The sequence below is a fragment of the Streptomyces tremellae genome (assembly GCF_039540215.1).
GTDB classification, from domain to species: Bacteria; Actinomycetota; Actinomycetes; order Streptomycetales; family Streptomycetaceae; genus Streptomyces; species Streptomyces tremellae.
Window position 1 is genome coordinate 56,657 of sequence record NZ_BAABEP010000001.1, and the last position, 21,661, is coordinate 78,317.

Genomic DNA, 21,661 nt, shown 5'->3' on the forward strand with positions numbered 1-21,661 from the left:
TCGGAGTGACGGAGCAGTCATGGCACCGCCCCTCAGCAGGCCGGGCAGAGTGGCGAAGCTGCCGCCTCGTGAGCGCATCCTGGACGCGGCAGAAGAGCTCTTCCAGAGAGAAGGAATCCGGCAGGTGGGGGTCCAGGCGATCGCCGACAGGGCCGAGACCACCAAAATGGCGATCTACCGGCACTTCGAGACGAAGGACGCACTGGTCGCGGAGTGGCTGCGGATCGTCGCCGCCGATTATCAGGCGGCCTTCGACCGCGTGGAAACCGAACACCCCGACCGGCCCGAGGAGCAGATTCTGGGCCTGGCCCGCTTCATCGCCGATGGGCTGTCGGCGATCTCGTACAGGGGCTGCCCGTTCATCAACTCCCTCGCCGAGCTGCCCGACCGCCTTCATCCGGCACGGCAGGTGATCGAGGACCACAAGGCCCACCAGATCCGCAGGCTGATCGGCATGTGCGCCGAAGCCCAGATGCCCGATCCCGAACAGGCCGCGGCGGAGATCACCTTCGTACTCGAAGGGGCGCAGGTCAGCACACAGAACGGAAGCATCGATCAGACGGGAGACCGCCTGATGAGGATCATCGAGGGAATCGTGGATCGGCACCGTTCCCACCTCGGCGCATACAGGGCGGCTGACTGACCGCCCCGTACGGCCCGCCCGACCGCCGCTCGGCGTGGGCATGCGAGTGCGACCTAGCGCGCCGGCCCACCCGAAGGCGTCTTTGACCGGAGCGGGAACAGGGACCTGGACGATCCTCGTTCTCGCTGGTCAGCCGCCCCGGGTGGCGGGCGTCACAGGGTACGGGATCAGCACTCGCTTGCGACGCCTCAAGCAGTCGGTGTTCGCCCTCTACCGCGGCCGCCTCATCCCTCTGGCCCCGGCCCGACGGCGGGCGCGGCGGCGAGCTCCCTCCGCCGATTCCGGGACGGACGGTGGCGCCTGGGCCGACGCCCGCCGGATGGCTTCCCCCCTGTTGCGGAGGCCCGCCCGGGGGTCAAGCCGCCGCGTCGTAGCCGGTGTCGAGCTCCCTGTGCAGCCGCACCCGGTCGACGGCGTTCTCCCACTTCCCGACCACCAGGGTGGCGACGCAGTTCCCCGCGATGTTGGTGAAGACGAACGCGGCCGACAGGATGCTGTGGATGCCGAGCACCAGGGCGACACTGCTGACGGGGATCTGGTGGGTGGCGCTGAGCGTCAGCGCCAGGACGGCGATCGCGGAACCCGACACGCCCGCGCCGCCCTTGGAGGTCAGCAGCAGGACGAGGAGCAGGCCGATCTGCGCCTGCCAGCCGAGGTCCGCACCGGTCGCCTGGGCGAGGAACACACTGACGGAGGCGAAGTACAGGCACGTGCCGTCGTGGTTGAAGCTGTAGGCGGTGGGCAGGACGAGTCCCACCACGGGTTCGTCCACGCCGAGCCGCTGCAGCTTGGAGGTGAGCTGGGGGAACACGCTCTCGGACGAGCTCGTGCCCAGGACGAGGACGAGTTCGGCGCGGAAGTACCGCAGCAGTTTGAGCAGGTTCACGCCCGCATAGCGGGAGACCGGCCACAGCACCAGCACGAAGAACAACACGACGATCAGGTAGAACACACCGATCAGCTTGCCCAGCGAGGTCAGGGTGCCCAGGCCGTACTTGGACACGGTGAAGGCGATGGAGCCGAACGCGGCCATCGGCGCGATCCGCATCACCTTGCCGATGATCCAGAAGAGTGTCTTCTGCACGGTCCCGACCATGTCGAGCACCGGCTTGGCCCGCTCGCCGAGTGAGGCGAGTCCGCAGGCGAACAGCACGGAGAAGACGAGCACTTGGAGGATGTCACCCTTGGAGAACGCGTCCACGGCAGAGGTCGGCACGAGTCCCACGAGGAAGTCGTCGAAGCCCTCCGACTTCGCCGGCGCCGTGGTCGAGCCGCCCCCGTGCAGGGAGGCGGGGTCGATGTGCAGTCCCTCGCCGGGCCGCAGCACGTTCACCACCACGAGCCCGATGACGAGGGCGAAGGTGGTGATCACCTCGAAGTACACCAGGGCCCGCACGGCGATGCGGCCGACCTTGCCGAGGTCGCGCACGCTCGCGATGCCGTGGGTGACACTGCAGAAGATGATCAGCGCGACCACCATCTGGACGAGGTGGATGAAGATGTCGCCGAGGAACTGGAGGTGGTGTCCCACCGAGGGGGCGAGGTAGCCGACGAGTACGCCGAGCGCGACCCCGACGAGCACCTGGAAAGCGAGGTCGCGGTAGAAGGGTTTACGGGGCTTCGAGGGCGCCGCTGGACTGCCCGCAAGGGCGGTTTGGGTCATCGTCGTTCCGGTTTCTCCGTTGAAGGTCCGGTGGCACGGGTGGTGTTGTCGTCCGGCAACACGGATCGTCCCGAGGCCCGTCGGCAGGGTGGTGTGCCGGGTCCGCCGGTACGCGTCGTGTTTCGGGCCCGCCGGCACGGGGCGTGTGCCAGGTCCGGCGCGCGGGTGGTGTGCCGGGTCCGCCGGCACGGCCGTCGGCGTCCGGCCGGGGACACGGTCCCGGCCGGACGCGGTACTTCACTCTGCGTCTTCGCCCAGGATCTTCCTCGCCGGGGCGAACACCTCGTCGACGTCGAGCCGGCGGGGCAGCAGTCCCTGCGCGAGGCAGGTGTCGACCATGTACTCCAGCGGGGCGCGCAGGGCTTCGAAGCCGAAGCGGGTCGGCGACGGCGCGTCGCCCGGGCGCTCGACCGCGGCGTCGGCGCGGCGCAACAGCGCGTAGGCCGCGCGGATCGCCGACGGGTCGCGCTCGGCCGCCGACTCCCCCGCCACCACCATGTGGTTGACCGGCATGAAGCCGTGCTCGCGTCCCCACTGCCGGTCGCGCTCGGCGGCGTCGGGCCACACCCGGACGAACTCGTCGCCCGAGGGGAGGTCGTTGCCGAGGATGGCGGCGTCGACCAGGCCTTCGCGCAGCATCCCGGGGAGGTCGGCGCCGTCGGCGCCGCGCTCCACGAAGTCCGGGTCCGTGTATTGCGCGACGTGCGCCTCCTGATGCGTGACCCAGTGCACGTCGGGGGTCGCGACGCCGAAGTCCTCGGCGAGGTGGGCGCGGACCCACATGCCCGTCGTCTGGGTGTAGGAGCGCACCCCCACCCGCCTGCCGGACAGCTCGGGCCCGGTGACGGGGCGGGAGGCGTGGGCGATGAGGCACCCCCGCTGGAAGCGCGAGGCCACCACGGCGGGCAGCAGCACCACGGGCCGGTGGTAGGCCACGGCCTGGAGGGCCGTGACGACGGCCAGTTCGCTCACGTCGTACGCCTCGTCGCGCACCATCGGCGCGAAGGCGCGGTGGATGGGCGACACGGAGGTGAAGTCGAGCCGTATCCGGTCGTCGGCGATCTCGCTGCTCTTGAGCGCCGCGGTGTGCGGGTAGTCGGCGAGGACCGTGCGCAGCACAGTGGGCTCAGGCACCGGGGGCTCCCGCTGTCAGTGCGGGGTAGAAACGGCGCGCCGTACCGCCGAAGACCATCTCCTGGTCGGCCTGCGGAAGGCTGGAGACCGCGTTCCGCGCCTCGGCCAGGATGCTGCGCGGACTACCTTCCGCGGCCGGGAAGTTGGACCCCCAGGCGATGCGGTCGGCGCCGTACGCCGCGACGAGGTCGGCGAGGAAGTCAGCCTGCGTGGACTTCCCCTGCGCGGCGGCGGCCAGGGCCCTGTGAGTGAGCTTGAGGTGTGCGCCGGGGTAGGCGGCCAGCTCGAAGAGGTCCTTGGAGGCCTCGTAGGGCCTGCCGTCGGACAGGTCCGGCCGCGCGCAGTGGTCGAGCAGCACACGGACCCGCGGGAAGCGGTCGAGGATCCCCCGCAGCGCGGGCAGCCCCTGGATCGTCATCTGCAGGCACACCGGGATACCGTGCTCCTCCGCGTACGCCCAGGCGGGCAGCGAGCGCTCGTGGCCGAGCCAGTCGGACTGACCCGGCATCGTGGTCCCGGTGGTGAAAAGGCGGAATCCCACGAGCCCCTGGCCCTGCCAGTGCTCGATCCTCGACACGGCGTCGTCGGCGAGCGCGTCGATGGAGTAGACGCCGACGAACCGGTCCGGATGCGCGCGCACGGCCTCGACCACATAGCGGTTGTCGTGCCCGTAGACGGTGGAGGCCTGGACGACCACCGCCTTGGCGACGGACGCCTCGTCGAGCGCTCTGACCAGGCCACCGATGTCCACGGGGTGGTCCTGCGACCAGCCGGACTGCTTGCCCCCGACAGGAGCGACGGGGTAGCGCGCGGTATCCGGAGAGATGACGTGGGTGTGCGTGTCCACGATCTCCATCTGACCTCCAAAGGTCGAGCGGGATGGGCGGCAGGACCGGAACGTCCCCTCCGACCCGCCGCATCAGACTCAAACGAACGTTGATCTGATTGTCAACAATTTCATCAGAGATAACGGCGACGAACACTCCGGGCAGCCAGACTTTGCACCTGTATATAACGGCATGTACTCCGTCTTTGCCGCGCGGGGCCGTCGGACGGCCTCGCGGACAGTCGAGCAATCCACCCGCACACCGGGCCCGTCGCACGCCGGTACGCGCTCTGCCACTATGCCGAATAGCTATGTAACATAGTCATCATGGACGACTCCGAGGTGAGCGAGTTCCGCGCCGGGATCAAGCTCCTGCAGCGGCGGCTGCGCCGCGAGGCGCGCCCGGTGTACGGCGTATCGAGGACGGCCTCGCAGGTCCTGGCCGCGACGGTGCGCTGCGCGGAGCCGCCGGGGCCCCGGCGGCTCGCCCGGGACCTGCAGATGACCAGTTCGAACGTCGCAGCAGCCCTGCGCGAACTGGAGGACGCGGCGTACATCGTCAGGAGAAGGGATCCGGCCGACGCGCGGCGGGTGTCGGTGTGCGCCACCGAGCGGGGCCGCACGGTGGTGTCGGACGTGCTGCGCGAGCGCGACACCTGGCTGGGGCGCGCCGTCCAGGCCCTGCTCAGCGAGGAGGAGCAGCGGACACTGCTCGCCGCGGGCGCGCTCATGGAGCGGCTCGCCGCCTTCGAACCGGGCGCGGACCCCCCACCGGCCGCGACCGCGGCCGCGAGAGCCGGGCACGAGGACGCCCGTGCCCCTGCCCCGCCCGCGGGCGGGGCATCGTGACGGCTCCGCCTGCCCCGCGGCGCGCCCCTGGCCTCCCGGGCGTCCGCCAGTCCTTCTCCTCGCTCTCGGTGCGCAACTACCGGCTCTACTTCTGGGGCTACTCGGTCTCCGTGGTCGGCACCTGGATGCAGACGCTCGCGCTCGCCCTGCTGGTGCTCAGGCTCAGTGGCAGCGGCGCCGACCTCGGCATCGTCACGGGCGCCCGCTACCTGCCCTTCCTGCTGCTCGGCCCCTTCGGCGGGCTGGCGGCCGACCGCTACGACAAGCGCCGCCTGCTGTACGTGACCCAGGCGTCCTCGGCGGCCGTCGGGCTGCTGTTCGCGGTGCTCACCGCGCTCGACGCGGTCAGCATCCCGCTGGTGGTCGTGCTCTCCCTGGCCCTCGGCATCCTGACCGTCTTCGACAACCCGGCACGGCAGAGCCTGATCCCCGAGCTCGTCCCCCGCGAGCGGATGGCCAACGCGGTCACACTGAACTCCGTCTCGGTGAACATGGCGCGCGTCCTCGGCTCCGCCGTGGGCGGCGCGCTGGTCGCCGCCGTGGGGCTCACCGCGTGCTTCGCGCTCAACGCCGCGTCCTTCGGCGCCGTCCTCCTCTCGCTCGTGCTGATGCGGGACTGCGAGATGTACCCGGCGGACCGGCCGCCGCGCCGCAAGGGGCAGGTGCGCGAAGGCTTGCGCTACGTAGGGCGCACCCCCGCCCTGCTGCTGCCGCTGGTGATGCTGACGGTGACGGGGATGCTCGCCTACGAGTTCCCCGTCACCCTGCCCCTCGTGGCGCAGCGTGCCCTGCACGGCGGCCCGGGGACCTACGGCGCCATGGCCTCGCTGATGGCCGTGGGGGCCGTCGGCGGCGGGCTGTACATCGCGGGCAGCCGCACGACCCGCGGGGCGGGCGCCCTCGCCGTCGCCGGCATCGGCTGGGGCCTCGCCATCCTGGCCGCGGCGCTCGCGCCCACGCTGGCGTGGGAGCTCGTCGTGCTCCCGTTCGTCGGCCTGGGCACGATCGCCTTCAACTCCCTGTCCAAGACGGCGATGCAGCTCGCCTCGCTGCCGTCGATGCGGGGCCGGGTGATGGCCCTGTGGTCGATGGCCTGGGGCGGCAGCACCGTCATCGGGGGCCCGCTGGTCGGCTGGGTGGCGCAGGAGTTCGGCAGCAGGTGGTCACTGGTCGTGGGCGGCGTGCCCTGCCTGCTGCTCGGTGTGCTGGCGCTCCCCGCGCTGCGCAGGGTCGACCGCGCCGCGCCCCCGTCACCGGGGGCCGCCACGTCTCCTCACACGTCCTCGCCGTACTGAATGCGTCGGTACGGCACGCTGAGGACCTCGCGGGTGATCCGCACGTCGATCACGGTGGGCCGCGGAGCCCGTACGTACTCGGCGAGCGCGGCCCGCAGCTCGGCAGTCGTACGGACCGTGGCGCCGCCGCCGCCGAGCGCGCGTGCCACCGTGCCGAGTTCCGGTGTCGGGATCACCGCGAGCTGCGGGTCCAGGCCCTTCGCCTGGGCCTTGTGGAACTCCGCGCCGAGGCCCTCGTCGTTCATGACGACGACCAGCAACGGGAGTTCGTAGCGGCAGGCCGTCTCGAACTCGGACAGGTGCATCAGGAAGCTGGCGTCGCCCTCGACCACGAAGGCCGGTTTCCCGCCCGCGACGACAGTGCCGATGGTCAGCAGCGGGGCCTGCCCGATGGCCCCGAACATGCCGTAGTTGGAGGTGACCTCGCGCGAGCGCTGGAAGAGCATCGTGCCGAAGTCCGTCTGGTGACCGCTGCCGAGCACCAGCCCGATGTCGCCCGGGAGTTCGTCGTCGATCACCGCGATCGCCTCGCGCGGGTCGAGCAGTCCGGGCTCGCTGCGGTACTCGGCCGGATCGATCAGCGGTGCGGTGAGACGGCGGTGCACCTCGGCGGTGTGGAAGCCCTCGATCGCCACACCGCGCGCCTCAAGTGCCTCGGTCAGGGCGGTGAGTCCGGTGGTGGCGTCGGCCCTGACGTAGCAGTCGGCCACCCGGCCATTGCCCATGACCACGTGGGGCGCGGTGTCGATCTGTACGTACTTCGCCTCGGGGAAGAGGTAGCCGCTCTCGATGGTGTAGTGGTTGAGGCTCGCTCCCACCGCCACCACGCAGTCGGCCTCCTGGAGCAGCTCCATCGCGAGCTTGCTGCCGAACAGGCCCGCGATGCCGACGTGGTAGGCGCTCCGGTCGCACAGCCAGTTCTTCGCCTGCAAGGTGGTGGCGAGCATGGCGCCGGTACGCCGCTGAAGCGCGAGGATCTGCTCGTCCGCCTCCGCCCCGCGCGCACCGCGCCCCGCGATGATCACCACGCGCTTGCTCGACGCGACGATGTCGCGGGCCTGCTCGACGGCTGCGGGGTGCGGCAGCAGCCGCGGGGCCGTCAGCAGGTCGGTGGACGGCACATAGGGCATGTCGTCCTCGAAATCCTGGAGTTGGACGTCGATCGGGGCACTGACCATCACGGGGCGTGACTCGGTGCGGGCCGTGTAGAAAGCGCGCTGCACCACTTCCTGGGCCGAGTCGGCCTTGGCCACCTGGAGGAAGTCGCACTCGATCGCGGCGGCGAACCTACGCTGGTCGAGGTACTGCACGGCGCTCTCGTCGCCCAGCGCCGTCTCGCCGCAGAAGGCGACCAGCGGGGTGCGCGCGCGGCTCGCCACGATCATCGAGGTGGCCAGCTGAGCGGTCCCGGGGCCGCTGGTGGTCGTGACGACACCCGGCCGGCCCGAGGCGCGGGCGAACCCGTGCGCCATGCTCAGCCCCGCCCCCTCGTGGCGGACCTCGTACAGCCGTGTGCCGTGCCCCGCGAGCGCGTTCATCCAGTGCATGTTGGCGTCGCCCATCATGCCGAACACGTCCGTGGTGCCCTCGGCGGCGAACGCTGACGCGAGTGCTTCGTAGACCTTCACTGTGCGGCCTCCGTGTGGTGCTCGTGGGTGGACCCGACGCGGTGCTCCAGGCGCGGGAACACCCGCAGCGCGTTGCCGCCGTAGACGGCCTGCCGGTCCGCCTCGCTCAGGGTGGTGATGGAGTCGAGGGTGTACTTGGTGTCGTCGAACCGCCGTCCGGTCTCCGGGTCCACACTGCGGACGGCTCCGATCATCTCCGAGGCGAACAGCACGTTCTGTGCGGGGATGACGTCGAGCAGCAGCTCCATGCCCCGCCTGTGGTACACGCAGGTGTCAAAGTAGACGTGAGGCAGGATCGACTCTTCCAGCGGCGGCCGACCCTGGTCCTGCATCACCCCCCGGTAGCGGCCCCAGTGGTAGGGGACGGCGCCGCCGCCGTGCGGCAGGACGAGCCGCAGTGTGGGGAAGTCCTTGAACAGGTCCGACATGCACAGCTGCATGAACGCCGCGGTGTCGCCCGCCAGATAGTGCGCGCAGGTGCCCTGGAGCGCCGGGTTGCGCGACATCGCGACGTGCACCATCGCGGGGACGTCGAGCTCCACCATCTTCTCGTACAGCGGGTAGTAGACGCGGTCGGTGAGCGGCGGGCCCTGGTAGTAGCCGTCCGACGGGTCCGGGTTGAGCAGGCAGCCGACGAAGCCCAACTCCTCGACGCAGCGCTCCAGTTCCGCCACCGAGTTGCGTACGGAGGCGGCGAGCGCGTCCCCCGGGGACTGCGGCAACTGGCACACCCCGGCGAACCGGTCGGGGAAGAGGCGGCACACCCGGGCGATCAGGTCATTGCTGACCCGGGACCAGTCAAGGCTGGTGTGTTCGTCGCCATAGTGGTGGGCCATCTTGCCCGCACCCGGGGAGAAGACGGTGAGGTCGGTACCGCGCTCGGTCTGGAGCTTCAGCTGACCGTTCTCGATGGCGGTGCGGATCTCCTCGTCGGTGATGCTGAGTTCGCCGGGCGACAGGCGGGTTCCTGACTCCTCGAACGCGCGGATCTGCCTCTCCCGCCACTTGCCCAGCGCCGGGGGCGCGGTCGTGAAGTGGCCGTGGCAGTCGATGATCATGAAGATTCCTCCACTGTTTCCGGGTTCAGGAGCGGCCGGTGAGCCTGCGGCCCGCTTCGAGGCCGGGCCAGGTGCGCACCGGCGCCGACATGAGGAAGCGGTAGCCCTCGTCGAGCACTTGCTGGACGTTGCCCGCCGTGACGTGCGGATGACCGACCACGACACCGTGCGCGTGGCAGATCTCCACGATCCTCCGCCTGGCGACGACCATCGCCGGGTGTTCCAACTGCCTCGGCACACCGAGCTCCTGGCTGAGGTCGCCCTCGCCGATGAGTACGAGGCCGATGCCCGGCACCTCGTCCAGCATGGCCGGCAGGTTCTCGATACCGAGCTGGTCCTCGATCTGGATCACGACCAGGATCTCGCCGTCGGGAGCGAGCGGCCACACGTCGGCCCTGGCGTAGTACTCCTGGTTCCGGACGCCCCAGTAGCGTGCCGCCGCGGTCGGCGCGTCGCCACGTACGCCCGCGGGCTCGTACCGGTCCGTGCCCGGCAGCCGCGGATAGCGGCACGCCGCCACGGCGTTGCGCGCCTCCTCGACCCGGCTGATGTGCGGCCACACGATGCCGTACGCGCCGAGGTCCAGGGCCTGCTTCGCGTGCCACTGGCCCTGCTCGGCGCCGTTGACGGGGACGCGGACGAGGGGGGTGGGCGAGGGGGCGAGCGTGCCGGCCTCAAAGATCCGCCGCCGGTCGAGCAGGTACTGCAGGCTGTCCCGCAGAGTCGTGGCGTCCCACGGCTTGTGCTCGGCCTCGAACACCAGGCCGTCGTAGTCGCTCGTCGCGAAGTCGAGTGCCGTGGCCGGGTCGGGCGCGGCGAACGCCGCGAAGGCGTGCTGCCCCGACTCCAGCGCGTGGATGATGCTGTTCAGTCTTGCCACCGAGCGCTCCGCTCTGTCACGTGTGGAGGGCCTGCCACCAGGCCCGTATCTGTGCCCAGCGGCGTGTGCCGCCGGTGGGTGCCGTGCCGTCCGCGCAGTGTGCCGGTGTGCACGGGACGTGCCGACCGGTGTCGAGGATCAGGCGGACGTGGTCGCCCGTCGCGTACTCGAACGCGGTGACCGGGTCGGGCAGCATGAGCGCGCCGAGCACCGCCTGCACCGGGCACGGGGCCCGCCCGCTACTCGGTCCCGGCACCCGCGTCTCCGCTCCGCCGCCTGCGGAAGATCCGCCGGAGCCACGCCCGCAGGCGTCCTCCGGCGGGCCGCTGCCAGTCTTCCGCGGGGGACGGCCGCGCGGCCGCCGGCACCGCGGCGGCCGGCTCCCCGGTGCACTTGCGGACGAGTTCGTCCGTGAACTCCTTGGTCATCCGCTTGACCACGGCTCCGGCGCCCGCCTCGATCACCGACGCGAGCCGGCCCGCAAGGTTGATCTCGCCCGACACCCGAACGCGAGTGCCGCCCGGCCCGTCCTCCGCGACCTCGAAGGTCGCGTGGGCGTTGAAGCGGGTCGCGCCCTGTCCGTCTCTCCCGCGCGCGGAGAGCCGGCCCTCCCGTTCGGCCTCGTCCAAGTCCAGCGACACCCGGGCGCCGAACCGCACGCGCACCGCGCCGAACTTCACGGGCAGTGTGCCGTCGAACGAGCCGTCTTCGTGTGACGCGCCGAGCTGGGCACCGTTGATGCACGACACCACTTCCGACGGGTCGGAGATGACACCCCAGACCTTCGCCGGTGGTGCGGGTACGGCGATCTCTTCGTCGATCTTGATCACAGCTGCGTCCCTCGGTGAAGCCTCACAGGCGGCTGGATTGTTGTACAACTTTCGTCGTCAAGCTAACAGCGCGATGCAGACATGGGCAAGCACTCTGCACTTATTGAGAGCGAGACGGTTCCAAACCCTGGGCATCACGATGCATCATGTACAACAATTAGCGCGTAGAGCGAGGCGGGGAGATCCGACGGGCACGTCGGCGACCGACAGTCCCGCCGGGCGACCGCAATCGCCACCTCCATTGCCTCGATTGTTTGACGATCTGCGACCAGAAGTCTTGATGAGGTCGAATCTTCGGCGTACGGTGACCGAAACTGTCAGACACTTCACATCAACTCACTGCCGGTCGAGTCGCACCTCCAGTACCCGGCACCCGTCCACTCCCCCGTTCGGGACGCAACAGAGGAGTTCCCCCATGTCCAGCACCCTGTCCGTCGCGGTGAAGTCCTACCCGCACACGGCGTTCGCCGCCGAGCCGGGCTTCAGCGTCGGCAGGCGCCGTGTCGAGCTCGCGGCCGTCGACCCGATCTACCAGGCGTTCGCTCCGATGGTGCGCGAACTGCGGTACGACGTGAGCGAGATGGCGATCGCGACCTTCCTCCAGGCCCATGAGGCCGGTGTACCGATCGTCCTGCTCCCCCTCGTACTGAGCGGCGACTTCCACCACCACTCCCTCACCCGCTGGCCCGGATCGGCCGAGATCCGCCCCACCGACCTGGCGGGCGGGCGGGTCGCCGTCCGCGCCTACAGCCAGACGACCGGGCTCTGGGTGCGCGGCATCCTGCACGAGGAGTTCGGTGTGGACGCCAAGGACATCACCTGGGTGACCACCGAGGAACCGCACGTCGCGAGCTATGTCGAGCCGCCCAATGTGGAGCGCGTGCCCGGGAAGGTCCTCGACGTGCTGGAGCGGGGCGACGCCGTGGCCGCCGTGCTTGGGCCGCCCGCCCTGGACGGGGCGCAGGGCCCGCTCGTACCGATCATTCCGAACTGGCGTGAGGCAGAGGAGTCATGGGGCGCCCGGCACGGCACGGTACCGATCAACCACATGCTCACCGTGCGCCGGGACCTGCTGGAGTCGGAGCCCGAGGTGGTCCGGGAGCTCTACCGGGCCTTCGGCGCCGGGATCGAGGAGCGCAAGGCGGCCGACGCCGCGCCGGGGCCGCGTGTGCGCGCCCTGCGGTCCGGTGTGGGCGACGAGTTGACCGCCGGTCTGCAGACCGCGATCGACTACGCCTTGCAGCAGAACGTCATCCGGAAGCCAGTGACCGTGGACGAACTCCTGCACGACGCCGTACGGCACCTCGGCGAGCGAGCCTGACCACCGCCGTCCGTCCCGCAGCCCACCCGTATGGAGGTGCCCATGCTCCACGTCGACACGCACACGCACATCATCTCGCCCGACACCGACGCCTATCCCACCGCTCCGCTCGGCGGCCACCGCTCCACCTGGTCGCAGGAGCGGCCCGCCGACATCGGCCAACTGCTGCGCCAGGCGGAAGCGGCTAACGTCGAACGCCTCGTCGTGGTGCAGGCGTCCACGGTCTACGGCTTCGACAACAGCTACCTGGCCGACCAGCTCGCCCTGCACGCCGATCGCGTCAGCGGCGTCTGCTCGGTCGACTTCCTCTCCCCCACCGCGGTCGACGACCTTCGCCACTGGATCGACGAACGGGGCTTCACCGGGGTGCGCATCCGCGCCGCGGACGGGACGACCGCGGTGCCGACGCCCGGCCGCGGGCTCGACGACGAACGCATGGCGCCAGTATGGCAGTTCCTCTCCGACCGCGGAGCGCCGGTGTGCATCCAGATGCACGCGCGGCACGCTCCCATGCTGGCGGAACTCCTCCGGAAATACTCCGGGCTGACCGTGGTCCTCGACCACGCGGGACGGCCCGACCTCGACGAGGGCGTACCGCTTTACCCCGAGGACCCGGCGGCCACCCCGCTCCACGAGACGGGCCGCGTCTTCGTCAAGCTCACACCGCCCGCCGTCCTGCGCGCCCAGCGCGAGGCCGGCTCCGCCGCGCCGCTGGTACGGGCGCTGATCGGGAAGTTCGGCGCGGACCATGTGATGTGGGGTTCGAACTTCCCCGCCTCCGCGGGGACACTGGCGGAGCTCGCGGCCCTTGTCACCGGGCAGCTGCCGGCGCTCGACGACGCCGAGCTAGCGATGATCGCCGGCGGCACCGCCGCGCGGCTGTACGGGCTCGCCGCCAACACCGCCCCCGCCGCCGGGCGCTAGGCAGTGACCGTGAACCGAGCCCGCCGTCCCGTCCGGCGCCGACGCCGCGCCGCCCTCACCGCCCTCGGTACGGCCGCCGCCGTGCTCGCCTCCGCATGCGGCGGCGGCCCTCCCCCGGCCCCGAAGGCCAAGGACCTCGGCACCCTGTACCAGGAGGCGAAGGCCGAGGGCGAGGTCATCTGGTTCGCACCGAAACCCGAGTCCCAGATGCGGCCGGCCATCCAGGCCTTCCAGAAGAAGTACCCGGGCATCAAGGTCAAGTACACCAACAAGAAGGCGCCCGACCTCGTGACCCAGCTCAACGTCGAGCAGGCGGCCGACCGCGTGAGCTTCGACGTCTCCAACTCCGGCGGGCTCACCGTCCTGCCGTCGCTCGACATGGCGTCGAAGGTGGACTGGTCCGAGTACGGTGTGCCCTCGGGCCAGGTCTTCGCCCACGACTTCGTCTACGTCTGGGCCGTGCCGAAGGTCTGGGCCTACAACACCGACGCCGTACCCAAGGCCGACGTGCCCACCAACTGGCAGGACCTGCTCGCCCCCCGGTGGAAGGGCGGCAGGCTCACCGTCGAGTCACGCGGCTCCTTCATGACCGTATGGGCCCAGGACTCCTCGCTCGGCACCGGCCCCGGCCTCTCCTACGCCTCCCGGCTCGCCGCTCTCAAGCCCCACTACACCGACAACACCACGCAGGCGCACACCAACATCGTCTCCGCCCAGACGCCGGTGGGCACCGACCTGATCAACCTCGTGCTGCAGGACCAGGACAAGGGCGCGCCGATCGCGGTCGCCCCGGTCGGCCCCACCAACGCCAACAAGTCGTACCTCTTCGTACCCAAGGGCTCGCCCCATCCTGCTGCCGGGCGCCTCCTCACCGCGTTCCTGGCCTCCAAGGCGGGCCAGGCAGCCCTGGTAGGCACCTACAACTCGGTCATACCCACCGACACCGACTGCTCGCAGGCCGACACCAACCGGGTCATCGGCGCCCTCTGCAAGGCCGGAGTGCGGTGGTACAGCGAAACCGACGTCAAGCAGTACGAGCGGTTCTCCGCCTTCTTCCCCAAGGTCGAAGACGCCTTGGGCACCGACGTTGGCTGACGGCCGCCACCGGCGGGCCGCGGCCCGCCGCGTGCGGTCGCCGCAGGCAGAGACCCCCGCCGCCCACCCTTGGAGACTTCGACGATGCAGTCTGGCACCAAGCCCTCCGCAGGTGTGCGCTCCGAGCGCCGCGGCCCCGCGGAGCCCGGCGCCCCCGACGCGCGCCCCAAACGCCGTGATCGCGTCCTGGCTGGCGTCAACGCCGCCATCGGCGCCGTCCTCGCCCTCTCCGTGCTCTTCCCCCTGGCGATGCTAATCTACGGCAGCCTCAAGGACAGCCAGTTCAAGCTCCCCTTCCAGGTGAAGGGCTTCTCGCTCGCCGACTTCACACGGATCTTCACGTCCGAGCGCCTGCCCCCCATCGCGCTCAACTCGCTGGTGTTCGTGGCCGGCACCGTGCTGCTGGCCTCAGTCGTCAGCGTCGCGCTCGCCTACCTCTTCGAGAGGACCGACATCCCGGGGCGCCGCATCCTCGCACCGAGCACACTGGCGCCCATGGCCGTGCCCGCCACCGTGATGGCCGTGGCCTGGGTCCTGGCGGCCAATCCCGCCAACGGGCCCCTGGCCATCGCGGTGAAGCGGACCCTCGGGTACACGGTCGACATCTACTCGCTGCCCGGCATGATCCTGGTGGCCGGGATCTTCGGCGTCCCAGGAATGTACATCATGATCGCGCCGGCGTTCGCCCGGCTGAATCTGGAGTTCGAGGAGGCCGCGGCCACCTCGGGCGCATGCTGGCTGACCCGGACGCGCAAGGTGGTACTGCCGCTCACCCTGCCGGCGATCTCCGCCGCCGCCATGCTGCTGGTGGTGGTGGGACTCGAGGAGTTCGCGATCCCGGCCATGCTCGGGACCCCGAACCAGATCTATGTCTTCAGCAGTTACGTCCAGGCCGCGCTCCAACCCCCCTCGGGCCTGCCCGACTACGGCCAAGCCAGCGCGTACGGCGTCCTGCTGGTCCTGCTGTCCCTCGTGATGATCGCCGCGTACCGGCGCCAGACGCGCGAGGCACACCGCTTCCGCGTGGTGTCGGGGAAGGGCTACCGGGTGACGCCCACCAGGCTCGGGCGGTGGCGCGCCCCCGCGGCCGCCGTCGTGGCGCTGTACGTGCTCGTCGCGATCGTCATACCCATCCTCACACTGGTCTGGACGAGCCTGGCGCCTTTTCTGCGGCCGATCAGCCTTGACGGCCTGCACGGGCTGACCCTCGCGAACTACGCCTCGATCTTCACCGATCCGAGCCTGAGCCGCGCGGTCGTCAACACCCTGGTCATCAGCCTGCTGACCGCGACCCTGACCGCAGCCTTCGGCTCCTGGCTCGCCCTGGCGTCGACCCGGGGCGGCCGTGCCGGCGCGGCGCTCTTCGACCTGTCCTTCCTGGTCTTCGCCATCCCGAGCGTCGTGCTCGGCATGGCGGTGCTCTTCCTCTACCTCTTCCTGCCCATTCCCGTGTACGGGACCGTCTGGATCATCGTCATCGCGCTGACGACCCGCTACATTCCGCGCGGTTCGCGCATGGTCCAGACGGCCCTGCTCCAGCTCGACCCCGGGCTCGAAGAGGTGGGCCGCGCCCTGGGGGCGTCCGGCACGACGGTGATACGCAGGGTGGTCCTGCCCCTCGTCGCGCCCGCCGTGTCACGGACCTGGCTGTGGGTGTTCGCCAACGCGCTGGGCGAACTCCCCATCGCGCTCCTGCTGTCGAGCTCGGACAACCGCACCGTCGTCGTCCTGCTGTGGGACATGATCGGGGAGAGCGCGGACTATCCCGAGGCGAGCGCCCTCGCCGTCCTGCTGCTCGCTGTCTCCTCCGTCTCCGTCTGGTGGGTCAACCGCCGCGGCTTCCAACAACACGTGTGAGGTGTCGTGACCGTGCACAACTCGCCCTCTTCCGACTGCTCCGTCGAAATCTCCGGCCTGGAGAAGCGGTACACGGCCCAGCGCACCGGCGGGCCGGGTCGCGGTATCGAGGACGTCGGCTTCGCCGTGCCGCGGGGCCACTTCTTCACCCTGCTCGGGCCGAGCGGGTGCGGCAAGACGACCACGCTGCGCTGCCTCGCCGGGCTGGAGACGGCGGACCGCGGGGAGATCTCGATGAGCGGCCGGCCGGTCTTCTCGGCCGCCGCCCGCCGCGACGTGCCCCCGGAGGCCAGGCCCATCGCGATGGTGCCGCAGTCCTACGGCATCTGGCCGCACATGAAGGTGTTCGAGAACGCCGCGTTCCCGCTGCGCCACGGCAGGACCACCTATCCGCGTGCGGAGACCCGGCGGCGCGTCCTCGCGATGCTGGAACAGGTGGGTCTTTCGGAGTACGCCGACCGGTGGGCGGTCCAGCTCAGCGGCGGCCAGCAGCAGCGCCTCGCACTGGCGAGGGCCCTGCTGTGCGAGCCCGAGGTCCTGCTGCTCGACGAGCCCCTGTCCAACCTGGACGCCAAGCTGCGTTCCCAGCTGCGCACCGAACTCCGCTCCTTCCAGCAGAAGTTCGGGGTCACGACGATCTATGTGACACACGACCAGGGCGAGGCGCTCGCCATGTCGGACACCATCGTGGTCATGAACCAGGGCAGGATCGAGCAGATCGGATCCCCCGACGAGATCTACGACTCGCCGGCCTCGCGCTTCGTCGCCGACTTCGTCGGGAGCGCCAACCTCGTGCCCGGGGTGGCGGAGGGCGCGGTGGGTTCCGCCGACCGCGCGGTCGTCGCGAAGACCGCCCTGGGGGCCGTGCGGTGTGAGCGCTTCACCGTCCCCGCCGCGGCCCCCCGGGCCGGCGGCCAACTGTCGGTGTGCGTCAGGCCGGAGAACATCCGTGTCACCGCGGGCACGGCAGAGGCGCGGGGGACGAACCGCTTCGCCGCGCGCATCGCGTCGAGCGAGTACCTCGGGGACCGGCAGGAGGTGGTGGTCTCGTTGGACGGCACGGAGCTGCGGGCGCACGCCGACGCCCATCTCACGGCCCGCCCCGGCGACGAGGTGACCGTGGCCCTGGACCCGGCGCGGACGATCGCCCTGTGGTCCTGACCGCAGCCAGGACCACGGCTGTCAACGTCCCGACGGGCGCCCGGGGTCGCCGCCCGGCTCGGCGAGCTGCAGCTGCAGCGCCCGCCGGGCGGCGGACAGGTGGTGGCGCATCGCCGCGGCGGCGGCCTCCGGGTTGCCGGTGGCGATCGTGGCGAGCACCGCCTCGTGCTCCCGCACGGAGTCGGTCCTGGGGTGCGAGCGGTCCGCGTCGCGGTACTGCTGCATGACCAGCGGGTGGAGCAGGCTGTCGACGAACCGGGAGAGGGTGGCGTGCCGCGCCGCGGCGCGGATCTGCCCGTGGAAGCGGCGGTTGAGCTTCCAGTACTCGTCGCGCCCGCCGGGGACCTGGCACTCCCACATGCGCTCGCAGGTCGCGGTCATCGCCGCGAGGTCGTCCTCCGTGGCGCGCCGCGCGGCGCTCGCCGCGAGGGCCGCCTCCAGCACCTCACGGGTCTCCAGGATCTCCAGCGCCTCGTCGACGGAGAACGACCGGGTGCGCGCGCTGCGGTGCGCCTCCGCGGTGACGTAGCCCTCCTGGGCGAGGCGCGCGAGCACCGAGCGCACCGTCCCGCGCGAGACGCCGAGCCGTGCGGTCAGCTCGGACTCGGTGAGGCGCGAGTCCGGTTCGTAGTGCCCGGAAAGGAGCAGCGCGCGCAGTTCGTTGTACGCCTGTACGGTCCGGTTGGCGTTGGCGTCGGTACCGCCCGCGGGGCCCGTGCCCGTGGCCAGCGTCATGATGCAGCCCTCCAGCGTGGTGAGGACACCAGCAGGCGCGCGGCGAGGCCGACACCACCGATTTCGTCGTGCTGCGGAGTGCCGACCCCGGCGCTCCTCCCCCGTATTGTACGACAACTTTTCCGCATCGCAGGAGCCCTTCCGTGACGGGTGCCCCATCGTATCGGCATGTGCGGCTTGCCCGTCCCCCACGCACCCACGGAAAGCACCCGGTGTTGTTGCACACTTCACAGCCGGACGGCCCACCAGGACCGCCCCGGCACGGGAGGAAACCAATGGTTGCCGACCGGGACCGCTCGCGGCCGTCCTGTCCGTGGACAACACCGTCCCGCTCCACAACCATGACGTCCTGCGGTGGGCGCACAGGGGGCCAGGGACGGCCCGACGACCCGCCGCGCTTACCGCCACGAGCCGTGAAAGGGCCGGTCAGAGCCATGTGTGAAGACGAGTACGAACCGGCGGACGACACACAGGACGACACACCGGGCAAGGCAGCGTCCAGGAGTCCTGGCGCCCGGGGCAGTGCGCACCCCGACGCGCCCGCGCCTTCCCGCAGGGGCGTGCTCCACGCCATCGCGGGCTCCGCGGCCCTGACGTCCGTGCCGCTGCTCGGCGGGTGCTCCAACGGCACGCGACCGTCGGACAGCGCGCACCCCCGGGCCGCCGCCGCTTCGACACCGGCCTCCACCGCCGCCGGGCTGTCCGTCGTCCTGCTGGGGACCAACGGCGGCCCGGCGCCGCTGGCCGAGCGGTACGGCATCTCGTCGGCCCTCGTCGTGGACGGAAAGACCTATGTCGTCGACTGCGGCCGGGGAGCGGTCAGCCAGTACCTGCGGGCCGGCCTGTCGATGCCGTCTCTCGCGGGCATCTTCCTCACCCACCTCCACTCGGACCACGTCGTCGACTACTTCTCGTTCCCTCTGCTGTCGGCGGGCATCCCCGGCTCACAGGGCTTCCACCGGGCGATTCCCGTCTACGGGCCCGGCCCCGCCGGTGTCGAGTCCACGGTCACCGACGCCCCGGGGCGCCTGCCGGGGACCGTCGGGATGACACGGCTCGCTTCGCAGGCCTACGCCGCGTCCCCGACCTTCTTCATGGCGGAGAAGTCCGGGGTCGACCCGGCCGGCCTGCTCGACGCCCACGACGTCCTGCCGCCCCGCGCCACCGGCGCCTCCGCCACCCGCACCGCGCCCGCGATGAAACCGTTCACCGTCATGGAGGACGACACGCTCAGAGTGACGGCCGTCCTCGTCCCGCACGGCGCCGTCTACCCCGCCTACGCCTACCGCTTCGACACGGACCACGGCAGCGTCGTCTTCTCGGGCGACACGGGACCGACCCCCAACGTCGTTGCCCTGGCCAAGGGCGCGGGCCTCCTCGTCCACGAAACGTTCTACCCCGCCGCCCTGCCCGGGCTCGGCCTGCCCGAGGACCTGCTGAAGCACATCAAGGCCGTCCACACCGATGTGGCGGAACTCGGCGCCATCGCGGCGAGCGCCGGCGTCGGCGCCCTGGCCACCACCCACCTCAGTCCGGGACAGCGGGACGCCGTGTCGGACGCCGCCTGGAAGCGGCTGCTCCGGGACAGTGCGCGCACGGCGCACTACGGCGGCCGGATGATCGCGGGCACCGACCTGCTCCGCGTCCCCGTCACCGCGTAGCGGGCCCACACGGGCCCCCGCCCGCGCCCGCTCCCCGGCACGGACCGGCGGCGCGCCCGCCCGGGGGCACCGGGCCGGCGACCGGATCAGGCGCTGCCCATGCGCGGCGTGTGCTCCCGTCCCTGTCCGCGCAGGGGCCGGCTCGGCTGTACCCCGGCGACGGGTCCGTCGATTCCCTCCGTGACCCGGCGGAGCAGTTCGGTCAGGCGGGCGACCTCGGCGGCCGAGAGCCCGGCCGTGACCGCCTCGTTGGCCTCCGCCATCGCCTCCCGGCCGTGCGCCACACCCGCGCGACCGGTGTCGGTGAGTGCGTACAGCACGACGCGGCCGTGCACGGGGTGCGGGCGCCGACCCGCCCAGCCGAGCCTCTCCAGGTGGCCGAGTGCGGTGCCGACACTCTGCGGCGCGATGTGGAAGCCCCGGGAGAGGTCCGCCGCCGACAGCGGGCCCAGCTCGTCGAGGTGCACGGCGAGGCCGAGTTGGGTCGCCGTGACGCCGAGTCCTTCGAGTGCCTCCTGCACCCGCCGGTGCACGGCGTTCTGCGCGGACCACAGCACATGGGTCAACGCGCCGTCCCAGGACGTCGCAGGATCGCTCATGGATGCCTCCTTCTCGCAGTCTTGTTATCAGCCATCTTCTATGTTGCCATACAACTGTCAACTGGCGGCCCGCCCTGCGCGGAGCCCGGAGAACGGAGAGAACACGATGGCAGCACCAAGCCTCCAGGACGGCATCGACCGAGCGGGCTCCGCGGTGGGACTGCGCTGGACGGACACACCGCAGCCGTGGACCCCGCCCGTGGTGGAGCCTGAGTACGCGGGCTGGCGCACGGAGCAGGCCGCCTGGCAGCACGGCGTCGCACTCATGGACCTCTCGTACCACATGTGGGACACCTTCATCACCGGGCCCGACGCGACCCGCATGCTCAGCGAACTGAGCGCCAACGACTACGAGAAGTTCGCGGTCGACCAGGCGAAGCAGCTCGTCGTGGTGAACGAGAACGGCTTCCTCGTCGGCGACGCCATCCTGCTGCGCCGGGGCGAGCAGGACTACGTCGTCACCGGCCGCCCGACCGTGCAGAACTGGATCACCTACCACGCACGGCAGCGCGGCTACGACGTCGACCTCGCGAGCGACCCCGACTGCTCACGGGACCCCGGCCACATCCCCCCGTTCTTCCGGTACCAGATCCAGGGGCCGCACGCGCAGCAGCTGATCGAGGCGGCCTTCGGCGGCCCGCTGCCCGGGACCAGGTTCTTCCACGCCTCGCACGTCACCCTCGCGGGAAAGCACTTCCGCGCGCTCCGCCACGGCATGGCGGGCCAGCCGGGCTACGAATTCATCGGCGACCACGCCGACCACGCCCCGGTCAAGGAGGCCCTCATGAAGGCAGGCGAGCAGTTCGGGCTCGAGCGCGTCGGCTCGCTCGCCTACCCGACGGCCCAGGCCGAGGGCGGCTGGGTGCCCGCGCCCGTTCCGGCGATCTACGACGACACGCCAGACCAGAGGGCGTACAGGTCCTGGCTCCCGCTGCACACACCGGACGGGATGCAGCCCCTCAACGGCAGCTTCCACTCCCCCGACATCGCCGACTACTGCGTGACGCCCTACGAACTCGGCTACGGCAGGTCCGTCTCCTTCCGCCACGACTTCCTCGGCCGCGACGCGCTGCGCGCCCTGCGGGACGCCGAGCGGCGCCGCAAGGTCACCCTCGTCATGGACGCCGACGACGTGGCCGCGGCCCTCGGGACCGGCCACGGCATCGTCAACACCCTGGCGAAGCAGCGGGTCGAGGCCGACGGCGCGCTGGTGGGCAAGACCGAGTACACCGCGTTCAGCGACCCCTACGGCACCCTGCTCAGCCTGGCGCTCGTCGCCCCGGACAAGGCCGCCCCGGGCACCCGGGTGACGGTGGTCTGGGGCGACCACCCGGGCGGCGGCGTCGCACCCGACGCCGACCTGGGCTTCCCCCGCATCCGGGCGACCGTGCAGCCCTGCCCCTACAACGAGTTCGCGCGGGCGGGCTACCGGAAGGACTGAGCCCGCGGGCCCCGCGGAGACGCACGGGTACTTGCACGATCTAGTGGCAACCGCCAGCATG

20 protein-coding genes are annotated in these 21,661 nt (G+C 71.0%); 10 read left to right on the forward strand and 10 right to left on the reverse strand.

From position 1 onward, the window contains the following. Positions 1-19: 19 nt before the first annotated feature. Entirely contained in the window at positions 20-643 is a 624-nt protein-coding gene (locus ABEA77_RS00235; protein WP_345639673.1) for a TetR/AcrR family transcriptional regulator, read from the forward strand. A gap of 355 nt (positions 644-998) precedes the next feature. On the opposite strand, the gene ABEA77_RS00240 is transcribed toward ABEA77_RS00235, so the two are convergent. The 3 genes from ABEA77_RS00240 to ABEA77_RS00250 all read right to left on the reverse strand — a co-directional run bounded on the left by ABEA77_RS00240 (position 999) and on the right by ABEA77_RS00250 (position 4,296). Continuing rightward, entirely contained in the window at positions 999-2,306 is a 1,308-nt protein-coding gene (locus ABEA77_RS00240) for a cation:dicarboxylate symporter family transporter (protein WP_345639675.1), read from the reverse strand. Between the two features lie 237 nt (positions 2,307-2,543). Further along, entirely contained in the window at positions 2,544-3,440 is an 897-nt protein-coding gene (locus tag ABEA77_RS00245) for a hypothetical protein (RefSeq protein WP_345639677.1), read from the reverse strand. Further along, positions 3,433-4,296 (reverse strand): amidohydrolase family protein, encoded by an 864-nt coding sequence (locus ABEA77_RS00250; RefSeq protein ID WP_345639678.1) that lies wholly within the window; start codon positions 4,294-4,296, stop codon positions 3,433-3,435. Before ABEA77_RS00250 ends, ABEA77_RS00245 begins: the two co-directional genes overlap by 8 nt. A 297-nt stretch (positions 4,297-4,593) precedes the next feature. Here ABEA77_RS00250 and ABEA77_RS00255 point away from each other — a divergent pair, with 297 nt between their 5' ends. Both ABEA77_RS00255 and ABEA77_RS00260 read left to right on the forward strand, forming a co-directional pair. Continuing rightward, positions 4,594-5,115, forward strand: a complete 522-nt coding sequence (locus ABEA77_RS00255; RefSeq protein ID WP_345639680.1) for a MarR family winged helix-turn-helix transcriptional regulator — start codon at positions 4,594-4,596, stop codon at positions 5,113-5,115. Further along, the gene (locus ABEA77_RS00260; RefSeq protein ID WP_345639681.1) at positions 5,112-6,410 is read left to right on the forward strand and encodes an MFS transporter; all 1,299 of its coding nucleotides are present in this window, start codon (positions 5,112-5,114) and stop codon (positions 6,408-6,410) included. Before ABEA77_RS00255 ends, ABEA77_RS00260 begins: the two co-directional genes overlap by 4 nt. On the opposite strand, the gene ABEA77_RS00265 is transcribed toward ABEA77_RS00260, so the two are convergent. The 5 genes from ABEA77_RS00265 to ABEA77_RS00285 are packed head-to-tail and all read right to left on the reverse strand — an operon-like array spanning position 6,389 to position 10,806. Continuing rightward, positions 6,389-8,038: a thiamine pyrophosphate-binding protein gene (locus ABEA77_RS00265; protein WP_345639682.1), complete on the reverse strand. Its 1,650-nt coding sequence runs from the start codon at positions 8,036-8,038 to the stop codon at positions 6,389-6,391. The genes ABEA77_RS00260 and ABEA77_RS00265 overlap by 22 nt on opposite strands. Continuing rightward, the gene (locus ABEA77_RS00270) at positions 8,035-9,096 is read right to left on the reverse strand and encodes an amidohydrolase family protein (RefSeq protein ID WP_345639683.1); all 1,062 of its coding nucleotides are present in this window, start codon (positions 9,094-9,096) and stop codon (positions 8,035-8,037) included. Before ABEA77_RS00270 ends, ABEA77_RS00265 begins: the two co-directional genes overlap by 4 nt. Positions 9,097-9,121: 25 nt before the next feature. Further along, positions 9,122-9,976, reverse strand: a complete 855-nt coding sequence (locus ABEA77_RS00275) for an HpcH/HpaI aldolase family protein (protein ID WP_345639684.1) — start codon at positions 9,974-9,976, stop codon at positions 9,122-9,124. A 16-nt stretch (positions 9,977-9,992) separates the two neighbouring features. Continuing rightward, the gene (locus ABEA77_RS00280) at positions 9,993-10,232 is read right to left on the reverse strand and encodes a hypothetical protein (protein WP_345639685.1); all 240 of its coding nucleotides are present in this window, start codon (positions 10,230-10,232) and stop codon (positions 9,993-9,995) included. Next, positions 10,216-10,806, reverse strand: a complete 591-nt coding sequence (locus ABEA77_RS00285) for an SRPBCC family protein (protein WP_345639686.1) — start codon at positions 10,804-10,806, stop codon at positions 10,216-10,218. Before ABEA77_RS00285 ends, ABEA77_RS00280 begins: the two co-directional genes overlap by 17 nt. Positions 10,807-11,221: 415 nt before the next feature. Between ABEA77_RS00285 and ABEA77_RS00290 the strand changes: the two genes are divergently transcribed. The 5 genes from ABEA77_RS00290 (at position 11,222) to ABEA77_RS00310 (ending at position 17,164) form a co-directional block, all read left to right on the forward strand. Beyond that, complete coding sequence (locus ABEA77_RS00290; protein ID WP_345639688.1) at positions 11,222-12,127, forward strand: substrate-binding domain-containing protein; 906 nt, start codon at positions 11,222-11,224, stop codon at positions 12,125-12,127. Between the two features lie 42 nt (positions 12,128-12,169). Then, the gene (locus ABEA77_RS00295; RefSeq protein WP_345639690.1) at positions 12,170-13,051 is read left to right on the forward strand and encodes an amidohydrolase family protein; all 882 of its coding nucleotides are present in this window, start codon (positions 12,170-12,172) and stop codon (positions 13,049-13,051) included. Between the two features lie 9 nt (positions 13,052-13,060). Continuing rightward, positions 13,061-14,146, forward strand: coding sequence for an ABC transporter substrate-binding protein (locus tag ABEA77_RS00300; protein WP_345639691.1), 1,086 nt, complete (start codon positions 13,061-13,063; stop codon positions 14,144-14,146). A gap of 84 nt (positions 14,147-14,230) precedes the next feature. Then, the gene (locus ABEA77_RS00305) at positions 14,231-16,003 is read left to right on the forward strand and encodes an ABC transporter permease (RefSeq protein WP_345639693.1); all 1,773 of its coding nucleotides are present in this window, start codon (positions 14,231-14,233) and stop codon (positions 16,001-16,003) included. A 6-nt stretch (positions 16,004-16,009) separates the two neighbouring features. Further along, positions 16,010-17,164 carry an ABC transporter ATP-binding protein gene (locus tag ABEA77_RS00310; RefSeq protein ID WP_345639694.1) on the forward strand — a complete coding sequence of 385 codons (1,155 nt, stop codon included), beginning with the start codon at positions 16,010-16,012 and terminating at the stop codon, positions 17,162-17,164. Between the two features lie 21 nt (positions 17,165-17,185). On the opposite strand, the gene ABEA77_RS00315 is transcribed toward ABEA77_RS00310, so the two are convergent. After that, a complete protein-coding gene (locus ABEA77_RS00315; protein WP_345639695.1) occupies positions 17,186-17,899 on the reverse strand; it encodes a GntR family transcriptional regulator in 714 nt (237 codons plus the stop codon). 434 nt (positions 17,900-18,333) lie between these two features. On the opposite strand from ABEA77_RS00315, the gene ABEA77_RS00320 reads away from it, so the two are divergent. Then, on the forward strand, positions 18,334-19,560 hold the full coding sequence (locus ABEA77_RS00320) for an MBL fold metallo-hydrolase (RefSeq protein WP_345639697.1): 1,227 nt from the start codon (positions 18,334-18,336) through the stop codon (positions 19,558-19,560). A gap of 86 nt (positions 19,561-19,646) precedes the next feature. On the opposite strand, the gene ABEA77_RS00325 is transcribed toward ABEA77_RS00320, so the two are convergent. After that, a complete protein-coding gene (locus ABEA77_RS00325) occupies positions 19,647-20,159 on the reverse strand; it encodes a MarR family winged helix-turn-helix transcriptional regulator (protein ID WP_345639698.1) in 513 nt (170 codons plus the stop codon). 106 nt (positions 20,160-20,265) lie between these two features. On the opposite strand from ABEA77_RS00325, the gene ABEA77_RS00330 reads away from it, so the two are divergent. Beyond that, the gene (locus ABEA77_RS00330) at positions 20,266-21,600 is read left to right on the forward strand and encodes an aminomethyl transferase family protein (protein ID WP_345639700.1); all 1,335 of its coding nucleotides are present in this window, start codon (positions 20,266-20,268) and stop codon (positions 21,598-21,600) included. Positions 21,601-21,661: the final 61 nt, after the last annotated feature.